This window comes from Janthinobacterium sp. P210005 (assembly GCF_036231865.1).
GTDB lineage: Bacteria > Pseudomonadota > Gammaproteobacteria > Burkholderiales > Burkholderiaceae_D > Janthinobacterium > Janthinobacterium kumbetense.
Genome location: NZ_JAZARC010000001.1, coordinates 1912956 through 1931115, shown reverse-complemented (window position 1 = coordinate 1931115; position 18160 = coordinate 1912956). Strand labels below are relative to the sequence as shown.

The window sequence follows — 18160 nt, the reverse complement described above, 5'->3', positions numbered from 1 at the left end:
TGATGGATTGATGGATATCAATCAAGCGCGTACCTTCCTGGAAGTGGCTTCCTGCGGCAGCTTCATCATGGCCGCCGAACGCATGCACGTGACGCAGACGGCCGTCAGCGCCCGCATCCGTACCCTGGAGCAGCAGTTGGGGCGCCAATTGTTCGTGCGCAACAAGGCTGGCGCGCGCCTGACGCCGGCCGGCGAGCGCTTCATGCGCCACGCGGCCACCATGGTGCAGGTGTGGGAGCGGGCGCGCCACCAGGTGGCCTTGCCGCCGGGGCGCGACGACGCCGTCAGCATCGGCTGCGAGCTGAGCTTGTGGCAGCCGTTGCTCGGCGACTGGCTGATACGCATGAGCCGCGACTGCCCCGAGATCGCCTTGCGCGCGGAAGTCGACAGTCCCGCGCGCCTGCTCGACGCCGTGCACGACGGCTCGCTCGACCTGGCCGTGCTGTACAACCCGCCCCAGCGTCCGGGCCTGGCCAGCGAATTGCTGGCCGAGGAAAAGCTGGTGATGGTGACCACGCGCGATGACGGCCAGATGCAGGCCGATACGTATGTGTACGTGGACTGGGGCCCCAGTTTCGCCGCCAATCACCAGGCCGCGTATCCGGAGCTGAGCAGCCCGCCCATCTCGATCTCGCTGGGGCCGCTGGCGCTCGTCTACCTGCTGGACGTGGGCGGCGCCAGTTACTTCCGTATCGGCAGCGCGCAACCCTATCTCGATGCGGGGCTCTTGCACCGCGTGCGCGACGCGCCCGAGTTCTCGCATTCCGCCTACGCCGTCTACGCGGCCCAGCGCGACAACCCGACCCTGGACCGCGCCCGCGCCTGCCTGCTGGAGGTGGCGGAAAAGGGCAAATAGATGCGACAGACGTAAAAAAGCCGACCCGAAGGTCGGCTTTTTGTTCAAGCGCAATGCTTATTCTTAGTCGCGGCTGCCGCCGGCGAAACCCAGGAGCGACAACAGGCTGGTGAAGATGTTGTACACGTCCAGGTAGATGCGCAGGGTGGCCGAGATGTAGTTGGTCTCGCCGCCGTTGATGATTTGCTGCACGTCATACAGGATGTAAGCCGAGAAGATGGCGATGGCGACCATGGAGATCACGATCGACAGGGCCGACAGGCCCAGGAAGATGTTCGCCACCGATGCCAGGATCAGCACGATCACGCCGGCGAACAGCCATTTGCCCATGGCCGAGAAGTCGCGCTTCGAGACCGTGGCGATGGTCGCCATCACGGCCAGGATGGTGGCCGTGCCGCCGAATGCCGTCATGATCAGCATGCCACCGTTCGAATAGCCCAGGGTGCGCGTCAGGATAGGCGTGAGCATCAGGCCCATGAAGAAGGTAAAGCCCAGCAGGACGGCGACGCCCAGGCCCGAGTTCTTGGTTTTTTCAATCGCGTACATGAAGCCGAAAGCGACGGCCATGAAGATGATGAAACCCATGCCGCCGGTCAGCATCGGCAAATGCATCTGCACGCCGATGAAGGCGCCCAGCACGGTCGGGATCATGGACAGCGCCAGCAGCCAGTAAGTGTTGCGCAAGACCTGATGGCGGACTTGCTGCATGCCCCCCGACAGGTCAAAGGTGCGTTGCATGTTCTGATTCATAGTGCCTCCGTGTTGTCAATTCAAATTACTGCTTTGCCCAAGGATAGCATGAGGGCCGGAATTTGCCAAAAAAGCAGCTTAAGATTTCATTAAACGGGGGCAGGGCGGCAAGATGCCCCCGCCTGTCTGGGTGATATGGGGTGGAGTATGGTAAAATCAAAGGTTGATTGAGTTATCAATTTACCGTTTTAAACCTTACTTTTTATTGGAGTTTTCACACATGGCAATCGAACGCACCCTGTCGATCATCAAACCAGACGCAGTTGCAAAAAACGTAATCGGTCAAATCTACTCCCGTTTTGAAAACGCTGGCCTGAAAATCGTTGCAGCACGCATGACCCAACTGTCGCGCGAACAAGCTGAAGGCTTCTACGCAGCGCACAAAGAACGCGGCTTCTTCAAGGATCTGGTCGACTTCATGGTTTCCGGTCCAGTCATGATCCAAGCCCTGGAAGGCGAAAACGCCGTTCTGGCCCACCGTGACCTGATGGGCGCGACCGATCCGAAGAAAGCAGAAAAAGGCACGATCCGCGCCGATTTCGCCGATTCGATCGACGCTAACGCCGTACACGGTTCCGACGCTGTCGAAGCTGCTAAAGTGGAAATCGCTTACTTCTTCCCAGAACTGAAGGCTTAATTGCCTTAGATAACGTTATTTCCTGGCGTTATCTGTGAAATAACTTATCACCCCCTGTTCCCGCTGCGCTGTGGAGTTTTCGCTCCGGATGCGCGCGGGGACGGATTTTTAGAATAGACATGATCATGAATACGACGACCCTCACCAACTTGCTGGACCTTGATCCCGCGCAACTCATCGCCTACTGCGCCGAGTTGGGAGAGAAACCGTTTCGTGCGAAACAATTGCAACGTTGGATACACCAGTTCGGCGCTTCCGATTTCGACGCCATGACGGACCTGGCCAAGTCGCTGCGCGACAAGCTGGCCACACGCGCCGAAGTGCGCGCCCCGGCCATCATCAGCGACCATACGTCGACGGATGGCACGCGCAAGTGGCTGGTCGACGTGGGCAATGGCAATGCCGTGGAAACCGTGTTCATTCCGGAAGAAAACCGCGGCACCCTGTGCATCTCGACCCAGGCCGGCTGCGCCGTGAACTGCCGTTTCTGCTCGACGGGCAAGCAAGGCTTCAACCGCAACCTGTCCGTGGGCGAGATCATCGGCCAGCTGTGGATGGCCGAATTCGAATTGCGCCGCACCAAGGGCATCGAGCCGGGCCCGAAAGGCGAGCGCCAGATCACCAACGTGGTGATGATGGGCATGGGCGAGCCCCTGCTGAACTTTGAACCGACCGTCACGGCCTTGAAATTGATGCTCGACGACAACGCCTACGGCCTGTCGCGCCGCCGCGTGACCCTGTCGACGTCGGGCGTGGTACCGATGATGGACAAGCTGTCGCAGGAAGTGCCGGTGGCCCTGGCCGTTTCGCTGCACGCCTCGAACGATGCCTTGCGCGACGGTTTGATTCCACTGAACAAGAAATACCCGCTGAAGGAATTGATGGCGGCCTGCAAGCGCTACCTGGAATTCGCCCCGCGCGATTTCATTACCTTCGAATACTGCATGCTGGACGGCGTCAACGACAGCGACGAGCACGCGCGCGAACTGCTGGCGCTGGTGCAAGACCGCGAGTTCGGCGTGAACTGCAAGTTCAACCTGATCCCGTTCAATCCCTTCCCCGAGTCGGGCCTGTTCCGCTCGAAAAACCCGCGCATCAAGGCCTTTGCCCAGGTGCTGATGGATGGCGGCATCATCACCACCGTGCGCAAGACGCGCGGCGACGATATCGATGCGGCCTGCGGCCAGCTGGCCGGCGAAGTCAAGGACCGCACGCGGGTGCAGGAACGCATGGAAAAGATGACTGAGTATCAACAAAAATTTGGCGCCAATTTCGGCAAGATCGTGGAAATCCGCTCCTGATGAGGGAAGGCATGGCTTACCAACGCTCGCTCGCTGTGGCCGCTGTTTGCCTGGCCGTGCTGCTGGTCGGCTGTGCTTCCGCTCCCGTCGATGCGGGCGCCGCCTTGCGCCAGGAGGTGCTGGCGAGTACGCAGGAGCGTGCCGCGCTGCGCTTGCAGCTGGCCAGCGCGTATTATGCGCAAGGCCAGCTCGACGTGGCCCTGGCGGAAGCGGAACAGGCCGTGCAACTGGCGCCGAACGATGCGCAAGCCTATGGCGTGCGCGCCCTGATCCTCGCGGCCCAGCGGCAAACTGTGCCTGCCGAGAAAGATTTCCTTTACGCTTTGCGCCTTGCGCCCCACAATCCTGAGTTGAGCAATAATTACGGCCTGTTTTTGTGCCAGACGGGACGCGCCGCGCAATCGCTGGCGTATTTCGATGCGGCCTTGGCCGATGCGGCGTATGTGTCGCCGGAAAAAGCGCTCAACAATGGGGGCGCTTGCAGCCTGGCCCTGAACGATTATCCGCGTGCGGGCGCATATTTGATGCGCGCCGTGCGCATCGCACCGGACGTGGCAGTGACGAACGCCGGCCTGGTGCGCGTGTATTACCAACAGCAAGACTACCGGCAAGCGGCTTATTATTTGCAGCGGCTCGGCAGGATAGCAACAATGGAGAGCCAGACGGCCGATGTGCTGTGGCTCGGGATCAAGGTGCAGCATAAGCTCGGGGATGCGGGTGCGGAAGCTGGCCTGGGGGCGCATTTGCGCAACCACCATTCCAGCTCCCCCGAATATGCTGCTTATCAAAATGGGGCGTTTGATGAGTGAGACAGGGATACCAATGAATTCAGAGTGGGCAGAAACGCCTCAGCAGCAGCCCCAGGGCAATCTTGCGTTGGCAGGCGCACAGTTGAAGGCGCAGCGCGAAGCGCTGGGCTGGCCGGTGGAGCAGGTGGCCGACCAGCTCAAGCTGGCGCCGCGCCAGGTGATCGCGCTGGAAGAGGGCGACATGGCGGCTTTGCCGAACGTGGCCGTGGTGCGCGGTTTCGTGCGCGCCTACGCCAAGGTGGTGCGCCTTGACGCGGCGCCGCTGGTGGCCATGATCGAAGTCCATCCGGCGCCGGCGCAAGATCCGGCCGCGCCCGTGCGGCGCGAGATTTCCGCCACGTTTTCCGAATCGCGCTTCCCGTCGATGACGCAGCGTTCGTCGAACCAGACTCCCCTCTGGATCGCCGGCGCAGTGGCTGTTGTCGTGGCGGCCGCCTTTGGCGCCTATAAGCTCGGCTATGTGCCGGCCAGCCTGCTGTCCGCGCATGTCGAGAAAGAAGCGGCGCATGCGGAAGTGGGCCCCGTGGAAACGACCCTGATCAAGCCGGGCCAGGATTTGACGCCCGTGCAGTCGCCGTCCGTGCCCCTGATTTCCGTGCCGCCGCCGCCAGGCAACGATACGCAGACGGGCGCACCGGCCTCCGCCATCGCTTCGGCGCCGGCCGCCGCCGTGCCGCCAGCAGCTGCGCTGGCAACGACGCCAGCCGTGACGCCAGCGGCCACGGCCGCCGTCACGCCGCCGGCGGCTGCCGTGGGCGCGAATGCGCTGGTGCTGAAGGTGGAGCAAGATTCCTGGGTGGAAATTCGCCGTCCCGGCACCTCGCCGCTGATTTCGCGCATGGTCAAGGCGGGCAGCACGGAAACGTTCGATATCACGGGTCCGGCCACCTTGGTGGTGGGCAAGCCTGGTGTCGTGCAGGCAACTTTGCGCGGCGCCAAGCTGGACTTGCCGACCGTTGCCGGCGGCACGATTTCCCGTGTCAGCATCAAATAATTGCAGTAATCGTTCACGCAAACTCAGAAGATAATATTATGGCTACCTCGAAAACAGCGATCGGCTCCGGTCCATCCGGCCGGCGCGACAGCCGCAAGGTGCTGATCGCGCATGGCCAGCGCCAGATCTGGGTGGGCGGCGACGCCCCCGTGGTGGTGCAGTCGATGACGAACACGGATACGGCCGACGCCATCGGCACGGCGATCCAGATCAAGGAACTGGCGCGTGCCGGTTCGGAACTGGTGCGCCTGACGGTGGACCGTCCGGAAGCGGCCGCGGCCGTGCCCTACATCCGCGAGCAGCTCGACAAGATGGATATCGACGTGCCGCTGGTGGGCGATTTTCACTATAACGGCCATACCCTGCTCAACGATTACCCCGATTGCGCGCGCGCGCTGTCGAAGTACCGCATCAATCCGGGCAACGTGGGCAAGGGCGCCAAGCGCGACACGCAATTCGCGCAAATGATCGAAGCGGCTTGTCGTTACGACAAGCCGGTGCGCATCGGCGTGAACTGGGGCAGCCTGGATCAAGCCTTGCTCGCGCGCATCATGGATGAAAACGCGGGCCGTGCCGAACCGTGGCCGGCGCAAGCCGTCATGTATGAGGCGCTGGTGACGTCGGCCATTGAAAACGCCGTGCGCGCGGAAGAGCTGGGCCTGGCGCGCGACAAGATCATCCTGTCCTGTAAAGTGTCTGGCGTGCAGGACCTGATCGCCGTGTACCGCGAACTGGCGCAGCGCTGCGACTATCCGCTGCACCTGGGCTTGACGGAAGCGGGCATGGGCAGCAAGGGCATCGTCGCCTCGACGGCCGCCCTGGCCGTGCTGTTACAAGAAGGCATCGGCGACACCATCCGCATTTCGCTCACCCCGGAACCGGGCGGCGACCGCACGCGCGAAGTCATCGTCGGCCAGGAAATCCTGCAAACCATGGGCTTGCGCAAGTTCGCGCCCATGGTGATCGCCTGTCCCGGTTGCGGCCGCACGACGTCGACCACCTTCCAGGAGCTGGCCGACAACATCCAGACGTATCTGCGCGAGCAGATGCCGGAGTGGAAAAAGTCGTATCCGGGCGTGGAAGCGATGAACGTGGCCGTCATGGGCTGCATCGTCAACGGTCCCGGCGAATCGAAGCATGCGAACATCGGCATCAGCCTGCCCGGCACGGGCGAGTCGCCGGCCGCGCCCGTGTTTGTCGACGGCGAAAAAGTCGTCACCCTGCGCGGCGAACGCATCGTCGAGGAATTCCAGGACATCGTCTTGAATTATGTAAAGAGTCACTATGGCGTAGCTGGGGTTTCGAGCGACATGTCGCTCGCCAGCGTAGCGGTATAGGCTTGCCAGCCTATACTCCTCAATAAGCCCAAAATTGAACAGCAATCGTAGCTAATAAAGTAGATACCATGTCAGAAAATAAAAAAGCCGATAAGATCACCGCAGTCAAAGGCATGAACGATATCCTGCCCGCCGACGCCCCGCTGTGGGAATTGTTTGAAAATACGGCGCAATCCGTGCTGCAAAGCTATGGCTTCCAGCAAATCCGCACGCCGATCGTGGAAGAAACGAAATTGTTCGCGCGCGCCATCGGCGCCGTGACCGATATTGTTGAAAAGGAAATGTATTCGTTCACCGATTCGATGAACGGCGACAACCTGACCCTGCGCCCTGAAGGCACGGCCGGCGTGGTGCGCGCCGTGGTCGAGCACAACCTGGTCTACGAAGGCCCGAAACGCCTGTGGTACAAGGGCCAGATGTTCCGCCACGAGCGCCCGCAAAAAGGCCGCTACCGCCAGTTCCACCAGTTCGGCGTGGAAGCCATCGGCTTCACGGGCCCGGATATCGACGCGGAAATCATCATGCTGTCGCGCCGCCTGTGGGATGATCTGGGCCTGGAAGGCATCCGCCTGGAACTGAACTCGATCGGCGACGCGGCCGAGCGCCTGCGCCACCGCGCCGACCTGATCGCCTACCTGGAAAGCCACAGCGAGCTGCTCGACGAAGAAGCCAAGCGCCGCTTGCACAGCAATCCGCTGCGCATCCTCGACACCAAGAACCCTGCCATGCAGGACCTGGTCAATGGCGCGCCGAAGCTGCTGGACTACCTGGGCGAGGAATCGCTGGCCCACTTCCACGGCGTGCAGAAGATCTTGAACCACAACAACATTCCGTTCACCATCAATCCACGCCTGGTGCGCGGCCTCGATTACTACAACCGCACGGTGTTCGAGTGGGTCAGCGACAAGCTGGGCGCGCAAGGCACGGTCTGCGCCGGCGGCCGCTATGATGGCATGGTGGAAATGTTCGGCGGCAAATCGACGCCCGCCGTCGGTTTCGGCATGGGCGTGGAACGCCTGGTGCTGCTGATGAAGGATGCGGCCGAACCGGAAGCCCCGGCCCAGTGCGACGTCTACCTGGTGCACCAGGGCGAGCAGGCGGGCTTGCAAGCCTTCGTGCTGGCCGAACGGATTCGCGATGCGGGTCTGGACGTTGTGCTACATTGCGCAGCGAGCAACGGCGGCGGCAGCTTCAAGACGCAAATGAAAAAGGCCGATGCCAGCGGCGCGGCGTTTGCCGTGATCATGGGCGACGATGAAATCGCCAATAACGTCGCGACGGTGAAAGCCATGCGCGAAGCCGATGCCGGTGCGCAACAGAACACGGTGCCGTTCGACGATGTCGTCGACTACGTGGTGGACCAGATCATCGGCGACCACGATTGCGGCCATGACCACGGTCCTGGCGGCCACGTGCATCACCACCATTGATTTGACGCAATACCGTTCTACCCTCGATCAACTACTCATTAAAACTGACGACCCATGGCATACGATCACGAAGAACAAGAACAACTGGCAACCCTCAAGGCCTGGTGGCAGCGCAATGGCAATCTGACCTCCTGGGTCCTGATCGTGGCGCTGGCAGGCTACAGCGGCTGGGCCGGCTGGCAGTACTACCAGCGCACGCAGGCTGCGCAAGCGGGCCAGCTGTACGACGAACTGCAAAACGCCATCGCCGCCAAGGACACGGCCAAGGTGATGCGCGCGGCCGGCGACATGCAATCGCGTTTCAGCGGCACGGCGTATGCACAGATGAGCGCCCTGTCCGCGGCCAAGGTGGCATTCGATGCGAATGACCTGAAAACGGCCAAGACCCAGCTGCAATGGGTGGCCGAGCATGGCACGGAAGAGTACAAATCCATCGCCAAGCTGCGCCTGGCCGGCGTCTTGCTGGATGAAAAAGCCTACGATGAAGCGCTGAAAGTGCTGGCGACGGCTTCCGTGGCGCAATTTGCCGGCGCCGTGGCCGACCGCAAGGGCGACGTCCTGGTGGCGCAAAACAAGCTGGCCGAGGCACGCACGGCTTACCTGGCCGCGCTGGCCGCGACGGACAAGAACAATCCAGGCCGTCAATTGATCCAGGTCAAACTGGAAGCGATCGGCGGTACGGTACCGGAAGACAAGGCCAAGGCTGACAAGGCTGCCGCCTGACAGGAACACTGATGGCGTGGCCGCGCGGCGTTGTGCGCCGCCGGCCTTGCCCTTACAAGTACAAGAAAAAGGTTGGATAACACTTATGCGTGTCACTGAAAAGCTGGTAGCTGCAAGTCTGTTGGCCCTGATGGCCGGTTGCTCGTCCTGGAACCCGTTCGCCTCGAAAGATCCGAAAGTCGAACCGGCCAAGCTGGTCGAGTTAAAATCGAGCATCGCCGTGCGCGACGCCTGGAAGTATTCGATCGGCAAGGCCGGCGTGTACGCGTTTACGCCTGCGCTGGCCGGCAACAGCCTGTACGTGGTCAATGCCGATGGCGCGCTGGCGCGCCTGGATGCGGCCAGCGGCCGTGAAACGTGGCGCATCAAGGCCGGCAGCGACATCACCTCGAGCGCCGGCAGCGATGGCGCGCTGGTGGCCGTGGGCGCCGCCAAGGGCGCCGTACTGGCGTTCGACGCCGATGGCAAGCAACTGTGGAAGGCGCAGGCGTCCAGCGAAGTATTGACGGCGCCCGTCGTGGGGCAGGGCGTGGTCGTGGTGCGCAGCGTGGACAACCGCATCGTCGGCTTCGACGCCAAGACGGGCGAGCGCAAGTGGACGGTGCAGCGCGCCACGCCGGCCTTGACCTTGCGCAATGCGCCGGGCATGGTGCTGGGCGGCGCGAATATCTACGTGGCCCAGCCGGGCGGCAAGCTGCTGGCACTGACGGCGGCTACCGGTGTGGTACGCTGGGAGATCGTCGTCAGCGAACCGCGCGGCGCTACCGAACTGGAGCGCGTCTCCGACATCGCCGGCACGCCGGTGGCGTTCGAAGGCGAAGTGTGCGTCGTCACGTACCAGGGCAAGGCAGGCTGCTTCGATGCCGCCACGGGCGTGCCGCGCTGGACCAAGCCGATCTCGTCCGATGTGGGCGTGGCCGTCGACCAGCGTTTCGTGTTTGTTGCCGATGACCAGGGCGCCGTGGTGGCGTTCAGCCGCGAAGGCGGCCAGAGCGCCTGGAAGAATGAGGCGCTGGCGCGCCGCCGCCTGTCGACGCCGGCCTCCTACGGCCGCAGCGTCGCCGTCGGCGACTATCAAGGTTATATCCACTTCCTGTCACGGGAAGATGGCGCATTAATAGGTCGTGTCAGCACCGATGGTAGCCCGATTGTTTCGGCTCCCGTTGTTGCCGGTTCGAATTTGATTTTTCAAACCCAATCAGGGACAGTGACCGCTCTCGCGGTCGAGTAATACAATGAAGCCGGTAATTGCACTAGTAGGTCGACCCAATGTTGGGAAATCGACTTTATTCAATCGTCTGACCCGCTCGCGCGATGCGCTGGTGGCGGATTTGCCTGGGTTGACGCGCGATCGTCACTATGGCGAAGGCCGTGTCGGCGAACGCCCCTTCCTGGTCATCGATACGGGTGGTTTCGAACCCGTCGCCAAGGAAGGCATCATGCACCAGATGGCACTGCAGACCAAGCAGGCCGTGGCCGAGGCCGACGTGGTGGTATTCATCGTGGACGGCCGTCAGGGCCTGACCCCGCATGACAAGACCATCGTCGACTTCCTGCGCAAGAGCGGCCGCCCGGTCTTGCTGGTGGTCAACAAAAGCGAAGGCATGCGCTACACGGCCGTCGTGTCCGAATTCTATGAATTGGGCATGGGCGATCCGTATGCGATCTCGTCGGCGCACGGCGACGGCGTCAACGACCTCGTCGAAGTGATGCTGGACCTGGCGTTCGCGCAGCGTCCGGATGAGCCTGAAGAGCTGGAAAAGACCGACCGCGGCATCAAGATCGCCCTCGTCGGCCGTCCGAACGTGGGCAAGTCGACCTTGATCAACACCCTGCTGGGCGAAGAGCGCGTGATCGCCTTCGACATGCCGGGCACGACGCGCGATTCGATCGAAATCCCGTTCGAGCGCGACGGCCAGCAATACACCTTGATCGACACGGCCGGTATCCGCCGCCGCGGCAAGGTGTTTGAAGCGATCGAGAAATTCTCGGTGGTGAAAACCCTGCAGTCGATTTCCGAAGCCAACGTGGTCGTGCTGATGCTTGACGCACAGCAAGATATTTCCGAACAGGATGCGCATATCGCCGGCTTTATCCTGGAATCGGGCCGCGCGCTGGTCGTGGCCGTGAATAAATGGGATGGCTTGCAATCGCACCAGCGCGACGAAATCAAGATCGATATCGACCGCAAGCTCGATTTCCTGTCGTTCGCGCAAATGCATTTCATTTCCGCACTGAAGGGCACCAACATCGGTCCGCTGATGAAATCGCTCAACGCCGCGTATGCAGCCGCCATGTGCGACCTGTCGACGCCGAAGCTGACGCGCGCCCTGATCGAGGCCGTGGAGAAGCAGGAACCGCGCCGCAAGGGCTCGATTCGTCCGAAGCTGCGTTATGCCCACCAGGGCGGCATGAACCCGCCTGTGATCGTTATTCACGGCAATGCGCTCGACGCCGTTGGCGACCCATACAAACGCTATCTGGAAAAACATTTCCGTGATACGTTTGCGCTGGTCGGCACGCCACTGCGTATCGAATTGCGCACGGGTAAAAACCCGTTCGCACGCACGCCAAGCAAGTAAAATTAAGTGCATATTAAGGCGCCGCAGAGATAATGCGGCGCCGACAGCCAATTCAATGGCTTTTGCACGGAAATAATAAAGTGTTAATGCGCCATGCGCGACAGCGATCGCGAAAACAGGTTACAGTAGCTATGACGCATCTTTCTTTCTTTGAAAGGTGTGAGAGCACTTGAAATCAAGCGAGTCGCCTCCAATTCTTACACAACAACATAAACAACGGAGCTGTTATGAGCAACAAAGGGCAACTGTTACAAGACCCATTCCTCAATGCATTACGCAAAGAGCATGTTCCTGTCTCGATCTACCTGGTCAATGGCATTAAATTGCAGGGCCATATCGAATCGTTCGATCAATATGTCGTATTGCTGCGCAATACGGTGACACAGATGGTGTACAAGCATGCCATCTCGACAGTGGTGCCGGCCCGTGCCGTCAATCTCAATATTGAATCTGAAGCGGAGTAAAGCGTTGAGCTTGACGGCCCAGCGCCTTTCACCCTCCATCGCCCCCGTCCGCGCCAGCGGCGCTGATGCGTTTGCATCGGCGTCGGCGTCCGCCACAACTCATCAGTTGCCATCATGCGCGCGGCACTAGTCGGGGTTGACTTCGGTCACAGCGACTTCGCCGCCAGCATGGAGGAACTCATGCTGTTGTCGCGTTCGGCTGGTGCCGACCCGATTTCCACCATCACGGCCAAGCGTTCCAGTCCGGATTCTGCGTATTTCGTCGGCAGCGGCAAGGCCGATGAAATTGGCGACGTCGTCGTCAACGATGGCCTGGAAATCGTCATCTTCAACCATGCCCTCTCGCCAGCACAGCAGCGCAATCTGGAAAAGCGCCTGAATGTGCGCGTGCTCGACCGTACCAGCCTGATCCTCGACATCTTCGCGCAGCGCGCCAAGAGCCACGAGGGCAAGCTGCAAGTCGAACTGGCCCAGTTGCAGCATCTGGCCACGCGCCTGATCCGCGGCTGGACCCACCTTGAGCGGCAAAAGGGCGGTATCGGCTTGCGCGGTCCCGGCGAGACGCAGCTCGAGACCGACCGCCGGCTGATCGGCGACCGCGTCAAGGCCTTGCGCGCGCGCCTGGAAAAGCTGCACAAGCAGCGCGAAACGCAGCGCCGCGCGCGCGGCCGCAATCACACATTTTCCGTGTCCCTGGTCGGCTATACCAATGCCGGCAAGTCGACGCTGTTCAATGCCGTGACCAAGGCCGGCGTGTACGTCGCCGACCAGTTGTTCGCCACCCTCGACACCACCTCGCGCCGGGTTTACCTGGGCCAGGAAGTGGGCAATGTGGTGATCTCCGACACGGTCGGCTTCGTGCGCGAATTGCCGCATCAGCTGGTGGCGGCCTTCCGCGCCACGCTCGAAGAAACCATCCATGCCGATTTGCTGCTGCACGTCGTCGACGCCGCGTCGCCGGTGCGCATGGAGCAGATCGAGCAGGTCAACCTGGTCTTGAAAGAGATCGGCGCCGATCACATTCCGCAAATCCTCGTGTGGAACAAGATCGATGCGGCCGGGCTGGAGCCTTCGGTGGAGCGCGATGAATATGCTACGATCAGTCGCGTGTTCGTCAGTGCGCAGAAGGGCAGCGGGCTCGACCTGCTGCGCGATGCGATAGTCGAGATGGCCAGGAAGGCGCCCGGTTCGGCCCACCTGTACCAGAACGATGAAGCACTGCAGGAAGATCAGTTTGACGGTCAGTACGACCAGCACGATGGCGCCGCCCCGGACCAGGACGAAGAGCCTGGCGAGGACGATAGGATTTCCACCCACTCCCAAGTCGGAACACGATAGTTATGCTTGTCTCCCTACTCAAAAAAACAGGCTTGAAGTTGTCCCTGAACGATCCCCGCTGGGGCAATCGCAAGGACGACGGCAAGAAAGCCCAAGAAGGCAAAAAGCCCGGCGAAGGTCCGCCGGACCTCGATCAGCTGTGGCGCGATTTCAATCAGCGCCTGAACGCCTTTTTCGGACAGAAGAACCGTCCCGACAACGGCGGCAATAACAACGGCGGTGGCGGTGGCCCGCGTCCCGACATGAAGGGCGCCGGCATCACCGCCGGCGTGGTCGGCGTGATCGCCGTCTTCATCTGGCTTGCCAGCGGCGCCTTCATCGTGCAAGAGGGGCAGAGCGGCGTCGTGCTGACGTTCGGCAAGTTCACGCGCACCGCGCCGGCCGGTTTCAACTGGCGCTGGCCGTACCCGTTCCAGACCGACGAAACCGTCAACGTGTCGCAGGTGCGTACGGTGGAAGTGGGTTACCGCACTTCCTTGCGCAACAAGCAGGCCAGCGAGTCGCTGATGCTGACGGACGATGAAAACATCATCGATATCCAGTTCGCTGTGCAATACACCCTGAAAGACCCGGGCGAGTGGCTGTTCAACGTGCGCGACCAGGAAGACACCTTGCGCCAGGTCGCCGAAACGGCGATCCGCGAAGTGGTCGGCCGCAGCAAGATGGATTTCGTGCTGTATGAAGGACGCGAGAAGGTCGCCTTCGAAACGCAGCAGCTGATGCAGCAGATTCTCGACCGCTACAAGGTCGGCGTTTTCATCAACAACGTGACGATGCAGGCCGTGCAGCCGCCGGAGCAGGTGCAAGCCGCCTTCGACGATGCCGTCAAGGCTGGCCAGGATCGCGAGCGCCAGAAGAATGAAGGCCAGGCTTACGCCAATGACGTCATTCCTAAAGCCCGTGGTGCCGCATTCCGCCTGATCCAGGAAGCCGAAGCTTATCGTTCCATGGTGACCGAGAATGCCGAAGGTAATGCGTCGCGCTTCAAGCAGGTGCTGGTCGAGTACCAGAAGGCGCCGGCCGTCACGCGCGACCGCATGTATCTGGAGACGATGCAGCAAGTGTTCAGCAGTGCCAGCAAGGTCATGGTCGACGCGAAGACGGGCAGCAATCTGCTGTACCTGCCGCTCGACAAGCTGATCGCCCAGACGGCTGCCACCGACGCTGCCGCTGCCGCCGCCCGTGCTGCCGCGACACCCGCAGCCAACACCGTTTTGCCACAGGAAGCCATGCCGACAGTAGAAGTCAATACGCGCCGCGACAGCCGTTCTTCGCGTGAACGGGAGAGCCGCTAATGAACCGTATCGTCGCTGCCCTGATCGCGGGCTTTATCGCGATCATGCTGCTGTCCTCGACCGTGTTCGTGGTCGATCAGCGTAAATACGCCATCGTCTTCGCCCTCGGCGAGGTCAAGGAAGTCATTAGCGAGCCAGGCTTGTACTTCAAGCTGCCGCCGCCGTTCCAGAACGTGATGTACCTGGACAAGCGTGTGCTGACCATCGACACGCCGGAGCCGGAACGCTTCATCACGGCCGAGAAGAAGAACATCCTCGTCGACGCTTTCGTCAAATGGCGCATCTCCGATCCGAAACTGTATTTCCGCAGTTTCGGCGGCGATGAAAGCCGTGCCCGCAACCGCATGTCGCAAATCGTCAAGGCGGCGCTGAACGATGAAATTACCAAGCGCACCGTGCGCGAAGTGATCTCGGGCCAGCGCGGCAAGGTGATGGAAGCGATCCTGGCGAAGGTCTCGGCGGAAGCCAAGTCCATCGGCGTGGGCATCGTCGACGTGCGCCTGAAACGCGTCGACTACGTCGAGCAGATCAACAACTCCGTGTACGACCGCATGAAGTCCGAGCGCGTGCGCGTGGCCAATGAGCTGCGTTCGACCGGTTCGGCCGATTCCGAGAAAATCCGCGCGGACGCCGACAAGCAGCGCACGGTGATCCTGGCCGAAGCGTATCGCGAAGCCGAGAAGGTCCGCGGCGAGGGCGATGCCAAGGCATCGCAGATCTATGCGGAAGCGTTTGGCAAGAATCCGGAGTTCTACAAGTTCTACCGTAGCCTGGAAGCTTACCGCGCCACGTTCAAGGACAAGGGCGACGTGATGGTGGTCGATCCGAGTTCGGAATTCTTCAAGTACTTCAAGGGGGGCGGCGCAGCCGGTCCGGCCAAGAAGTAAGGCAGCATCCAGACTGCTCCCGGCCGCGAGGACGGGTGCGGCAGCAGCGGGGCCGGCGTGAATGTCGGCCCCGTTTTTTTGTGCCCGGCATGCTGTTGCGGGAAGGCGTAAAATGCGGTGTTTTTAGGGCTGTGCGGCAGCGTTTCGGACAACTTATCCCTAAAGGCCCGTGTTTTCGCGTAAAATATCAGGTTCGGCCTCTTGCCTGGCGCGCCCGCCGCTGCCTCGCATGATGCATTTTTTCAACTTTCTTCCGTATCTCGCTCCCTCATGCCGAATTGGCTTTTGCCCGAAAATATTGCCGATGTTCTGCCGTCGGAAGCGCGCAAGATCGAAGAGCTGCGCCGCCTCATGCTGGATAATTTCCGTCTGTACGGATATGAACTGGTCATGCCGCCGCTGCTCGAGTATCTGGAATCGCTGATGACTGGCGCTGGCAAGGATACCGACCTGCGCACGTTCAAACTGGTCGACCAGCTGTCGGGCCGCATGCTCGGCCTGCGCGCCGACATGACGACGCAAGTGGCGCGCATCGACGCCCACCTGCTCAACCGTGCCACCGTCACCCGCCTGTGCTACGCCGGCAGCGTGCTGCATACCCGTCCGTCGGGCCTGCACGCCACCCGCGAACCGCTGCAGATCGGCGCCGAGATCTATGGCCACGCGGGCCTGGAAGCGGATGCCGAGATCCAGGAACTGGCGCTCGCTTCGCTGGCACTGGCCGGTTTCGACGCGGTCCGCCTGGATTTGTCGCACGTCGGCCTGTTGCGCGCTATCATTGCGCAAGACGCCGCTGCCGTGCGCGACGAGGCTGCGCTGTACACCCTGCTGCGCGCAAAAGATGCGCCGGGCTTGCGCGCGCTGACGGCCGGCTACGACGCCGTGACGCGCGATGCGCTGCTGGCCTTGCCGAACCTGTATGGCGATATCGACGTGCTGGCGCGTGCGCGCGAAGTGCTGCCGCCGCTGCCGGGCGTGCTCAAGGCGCTGGCCGAACTGGCCGCGCTGGCCGGTTCCGCGCTGGGCCGCGCCGAAGTGGCGATCGACCTGGCCGACCTGCGCGGCTACCAATATGAAAGTGGCGCGATGTTTGCGCTGTATGTACCTGGCTTGCCGAACGCGGTTGCGCGCGGCGGCCGTTATGACCACGTCGGCGAAGCGTTCGGCCGGGCTCGTCCCGCGACCGGCTTCTCGCTCGATTTGCGCGAACTGGCGCGCCTGTTGCCGACCGCGGAACGGAAGCATTCGATCCGCGCGCCGTGGGGCAGCGCGCCAGAATTGAAGGAAAAAATCGCCGAGTTGCGCAAGGCGGGCGAGGTCGTGATCCAGAGTATGCCGGGTCACAGTAATGAACAAGACGAGTTCGAGTGCGATCGCGTGCTGGTACTTGCCGATAATGGTAGTAGCTGGATTCTTAAAAACTTAGGTTGAGTGATGTCAAAGAAAATTATGGCAAAGAACGTTGTTGTCATCGGCACCCAATGGGGCGATGAAGGTAAAGGCAAGATCGTCGATTGGTTGACCGATCACGCCCAGGGTGTGGTGCGCTTCCAGGGCGGCCACAATGCAGGCCACACGCTGGTCATCGGCGGCGTGAAAACCGCGCTGCAGCTGATCCCGTCGGGCATCATGCGCCCAGGCGTCGCCTGCTACATCGGTAACGGCGTGGTCGTTTCCGTGCCGGACGTGCTGCGCGAAATCGACAAGCTGGAAGCCGTCGGCGTCGAAGTCGCCTCGCGCCTGAAAGTGTCGGACGCCGCACCGGTGATCCTGCCTTACCACTCGGCACTCGACCTGGCCCGCGAAGCGGCGCGCGGCGCGGCCAAGATCGGCACCACAGGCAAGGGCATCGGCCCGGCCTACGAAGACAAGGTGGCGCGCCGCGCCATCCGCGTCGCCGACTTGCTGAACGAAGCCCGTTTCGCCGAAAAACTGGCGGAAAACCTCGATTACCACAACTTCGTGCTGGAGCACTACCTGAAGGCTCCGCGCATCGATTACCAGAAGACCCTCGACGACGCGCTGGCCTATGTTCCGCGCCTGCGTCCGATGGTCACCGACGTGTCGAGCGCGCTGTACAAGGCGCACAAGGCCGGCGCGAACCTGCTGTTCGAAGGCGCGCAAGGTTCCCTGCTTGACGTCGACCACGGCACCTATCCGTTCGTCACCTCGTCGAACTGCGTGGCCGGCAATGCCGCCGCCGGTTCGGGCGTCGGTCCTGGCATGCTGCACTACATCATGGGCATCACCAAGGCGTACACGACGCGCGTCGGTTCCGGCCCGTTCCCTTCGGAACTGCCAACGGATGCAGGCGTCGGTCACCACCTGGCGCAAGTCGGCCATGAATTCGGCACCGTGACGGGCCGCGCCCGCCGCTGCGGCTGGTTCGACGCCGCCTTGCTGCGCCGCTCCGTGCAGATCAACGGCGTGACGGGCATGTGCCTGACCAAGCTGGACGTGCTGGACGGTATCGAAACCTTGAAACTGTGCACCGGCTACACCATCGACGGCGTGGCCACGGACATCTTCCCATCGGGCGCCGAAGAAGCCGCCCGTTGCGTACCGGTGTACGAAGAGATGCCAGGCTGGACGGAAAGCACGGTCGGCGCCAAATCGCTGGCGGCCCTGCCGGCAACGGCCCGCGCTTACATCAAGCGCATCGAAGAACTGGTCGGCGTACCGGTGGACATGGTTTCGACCGGTCCGGATCGTGAAGAAACGATCGTGCTGCGCCACCCATTCGAGTAAGCTGCTGGA

17 protein-coding genes are annotated in these 18160 nt (G+C 61.8%); 16 read left to right on the top strand and 1 reads right to left on the bottom strand.

The window, feature by feature from the left end:
* Nucleotides 1-10 precede the first annotated feature (10 nt).
* Complete coding sequence (locus tag VPH40_RS08590; protein WP_289910932.1) at nucleotides 11-856, top strand: LysR family transcriptional regulator; 846 nt, start codon at nucleotides 11-13, stop codon at nucleotides 854-856.
* A 63-nt stretch (nucleotides 857-919) separates the two neighbouring features.
* Here VPH40_RS08590 and VPH40_RS08585 read toward each other — a convergent pair whose 3' ends face one another.
* Nucleotides 920-1606: a Bax inhibitor-1/YccA family protein gene (locus VPH40_RS08585; RefSeq protein ID WP_034752039.1), complete on the bottom strand. Its 687-nt coding sequence runs from the start codon at nucleotides 1604-1606 to the stop codon at nucleotides 920-922.
* A 220-nt stretch (nucleotides 1607-1826) separates the two neighbouring features.
* Here VPH40_RS08585 and ndk point away from each other — a divergent pair, with 220 nt between their 5' ends.
* The 15 genes from ndk to VPH40_RS08510 all read left to right on the top strand — a co-directional run bounded on the left by ndk (nucleotide 1827) and on the right by VPH40_RS08510 (nucleotide 18151).
* Nucleotides 1827-2243, top strand: coding sequence for a nucleoside-diphosphate kinase (ndk, locus tag VPH40_RS08580; RefSeq protein ID WP_034752036.1), 417 nt, complete (start codon nucleotides 1827-1829; stop codon nucleotides 2241-2243).
* Nucleotides 2244-2368: 125 nt separating this feature from the next.
* Complete coding sequence (rlmN, locus tag VPH40_RS08575; RefSeq protein WP_034752035.1) at nucleotides 2369-3544, top strand: 23S rRNA (adenine(2503)-C(2))-methyltransferase RlmN; 1176 nt, start codon at nucleotides 2369-2371, stop codon at nucleotides 3542-3544.
* Between the two features lie 11 nt (nucleotides 3545-3555).
* Complete coding sequence (gene pilW / locus VPH40_RS08570; protein WP_328573202.1) at nucleotides 3556-4353, top strand: type IV pilus biogenesis/stability protein PilW; 798 nt, start codon at nucleotides 3556-3558, stop codon at nucleotides 4351-4353.
* 67 nt (nucleotides 4354-4420) lie between these two features.
* Nucleotides 4421-5347, top strand: a complete 927-nt coding sequence (locus tag VPH40_RS08565; protein WP_328573201.1) for a helix-turn-helix domain-containing protein — start codon at nucleotides 4421-4423, stop codon at nucleotides 5345-5347.
* A 38-nt stretch (nucleotides 5348-5385) separates the two neighbouring features.
* Nucleotides 5386-6684, top strand: a complete 1299-nt coding sequence (ispG, locus tag VPH40_RS08560; RefSeq protein WP_251350508.1) for a flavodoxin-dependent (E)-4-hydroxy-3-methylbut-2-enyl-diphosphate synthase — start codon at nucleotides 5386-5388, stop codon at nucleotides 6682-6684.
* A 68-nt stretch (nucleotides 6685-6752) separates the two neighbouring features.
* Nucleotides 6753-8114 (top strand): histidine--tRNA ligase, encoded by a 1362-nt coding sequence (gene hisS / locus VPH40_RS08555; protein WP_251350510.1) that lies wholly within the window; start codon nucleotides 6753-6755, stop codon nucleotides 8112-8114.
* 54 nt (nucleotides 8115-8168) lie between these two features.
* Entirely contained in the window at nucleotides 8169-8837 is a 669-nt protein-coding gene (locus tag VPH40_RS08550; protein ID WP_099667088.1) for a YfgM family protein, read from the top strand.
* Between the two features lie 85 nt (nucleotides 8838-8922).
* Nucleotides 8923-10068: an outer membrane protein assembly factor BamB gene (gene bamB, locus VPH40_RS08545; protein ID WP_099667089.1), complete on the top strand. Its 1146-nt coding sequence runs from the start codon at nucleotides 8923-8925 to the stop codon at nucleotides 10066-10068.
* A 4-nt stretch (nucleotides 10069-10072) separates the two neighbouring features.
* Nucleotides 10073-11419 (top strand): ribosome biogenesis GTPase Der, encoded by a 1347-nt coding sequence (gene der, locus VPH40_RS08540; RefSeq protein WP_070221915.1) that lies wholly within the window; start codon nucleotides 10073-10075, stop codon nucleotides 11417-11419.
* A 227-nt stretch (nucleotides 11420-11646) separates the two neighbouring features.
* Entirely contained in the window at nucleotides 11647-11883 is a 237-nt protein-coding gene (hfq, locus tag VPH40_RS08535; RefSeq protein WP_008450615.1) for an RNA chaperone Hfq, read from the top strand.
* Nucleotides 11884-11997: 114 nt separating this feature from the next.
* Complete coding sequence (gene hflX / locus VPH40_RS08530) at nucleotides 11998-13221, top strand: GTPase HflX (protein ID WP_099667090.1); 1224 nt, start codon at nucleotides 11998-12000, stop codon at nucleotides 13219-13221.
* Nucleotides 13222-13223: 2 nt separating this feature from the next.
* On the top strand, nucleotides 13224-14516 hold the full coding sequence (gene hflK, locus VPH40_RS08525; RefSeq protein WP_152250010.1) for an FtsH protease activity modulator HflK: 1293 nt from the start codon (nucleotides 13224-13226) through the stop codon (nucleotides 14514-14516).
* Complete coding sequence (gene hflC, locus VPH40_RS08520; protein WP_328573200.1) at nucleotides 14516-15403, top strand: protease modulator HflC; 888 nt, start codon at nucleotides 14516-14518, stop codon at nucleotides 15401-15403. The genes hflK and hflC overlap by 1 nt, the downstream gene beginning before the upstream one ends.
* A 270-nt stretch (nucleotides 15404-15673) precedes the next feature.
* A complete protein-coding gene (locus VPH40_RS08515) occupies nucleotides 15674-16834 on the top strand; it encodes an ATP phosphoribosyltransferase regulatory subunit (protein ID WP_099667092.1) in 1161 nt (386 codons plus the stop codon).
* 3 nt (nucleotides 16835-16837) lie between these two features.
* A complete protein-coding gene (locus VPH40_RS08510) occupies nucleotides 16838-18151 on the top strand; it encodes an adenylosuccinate synthase (RefSeq protein ID WP_086147765.1) in 1314 nt (437 codons plus the stop codon).
* The last annotated feature ends 9 nt before the right edge of the window (nucleotides 18152-18160 follow it).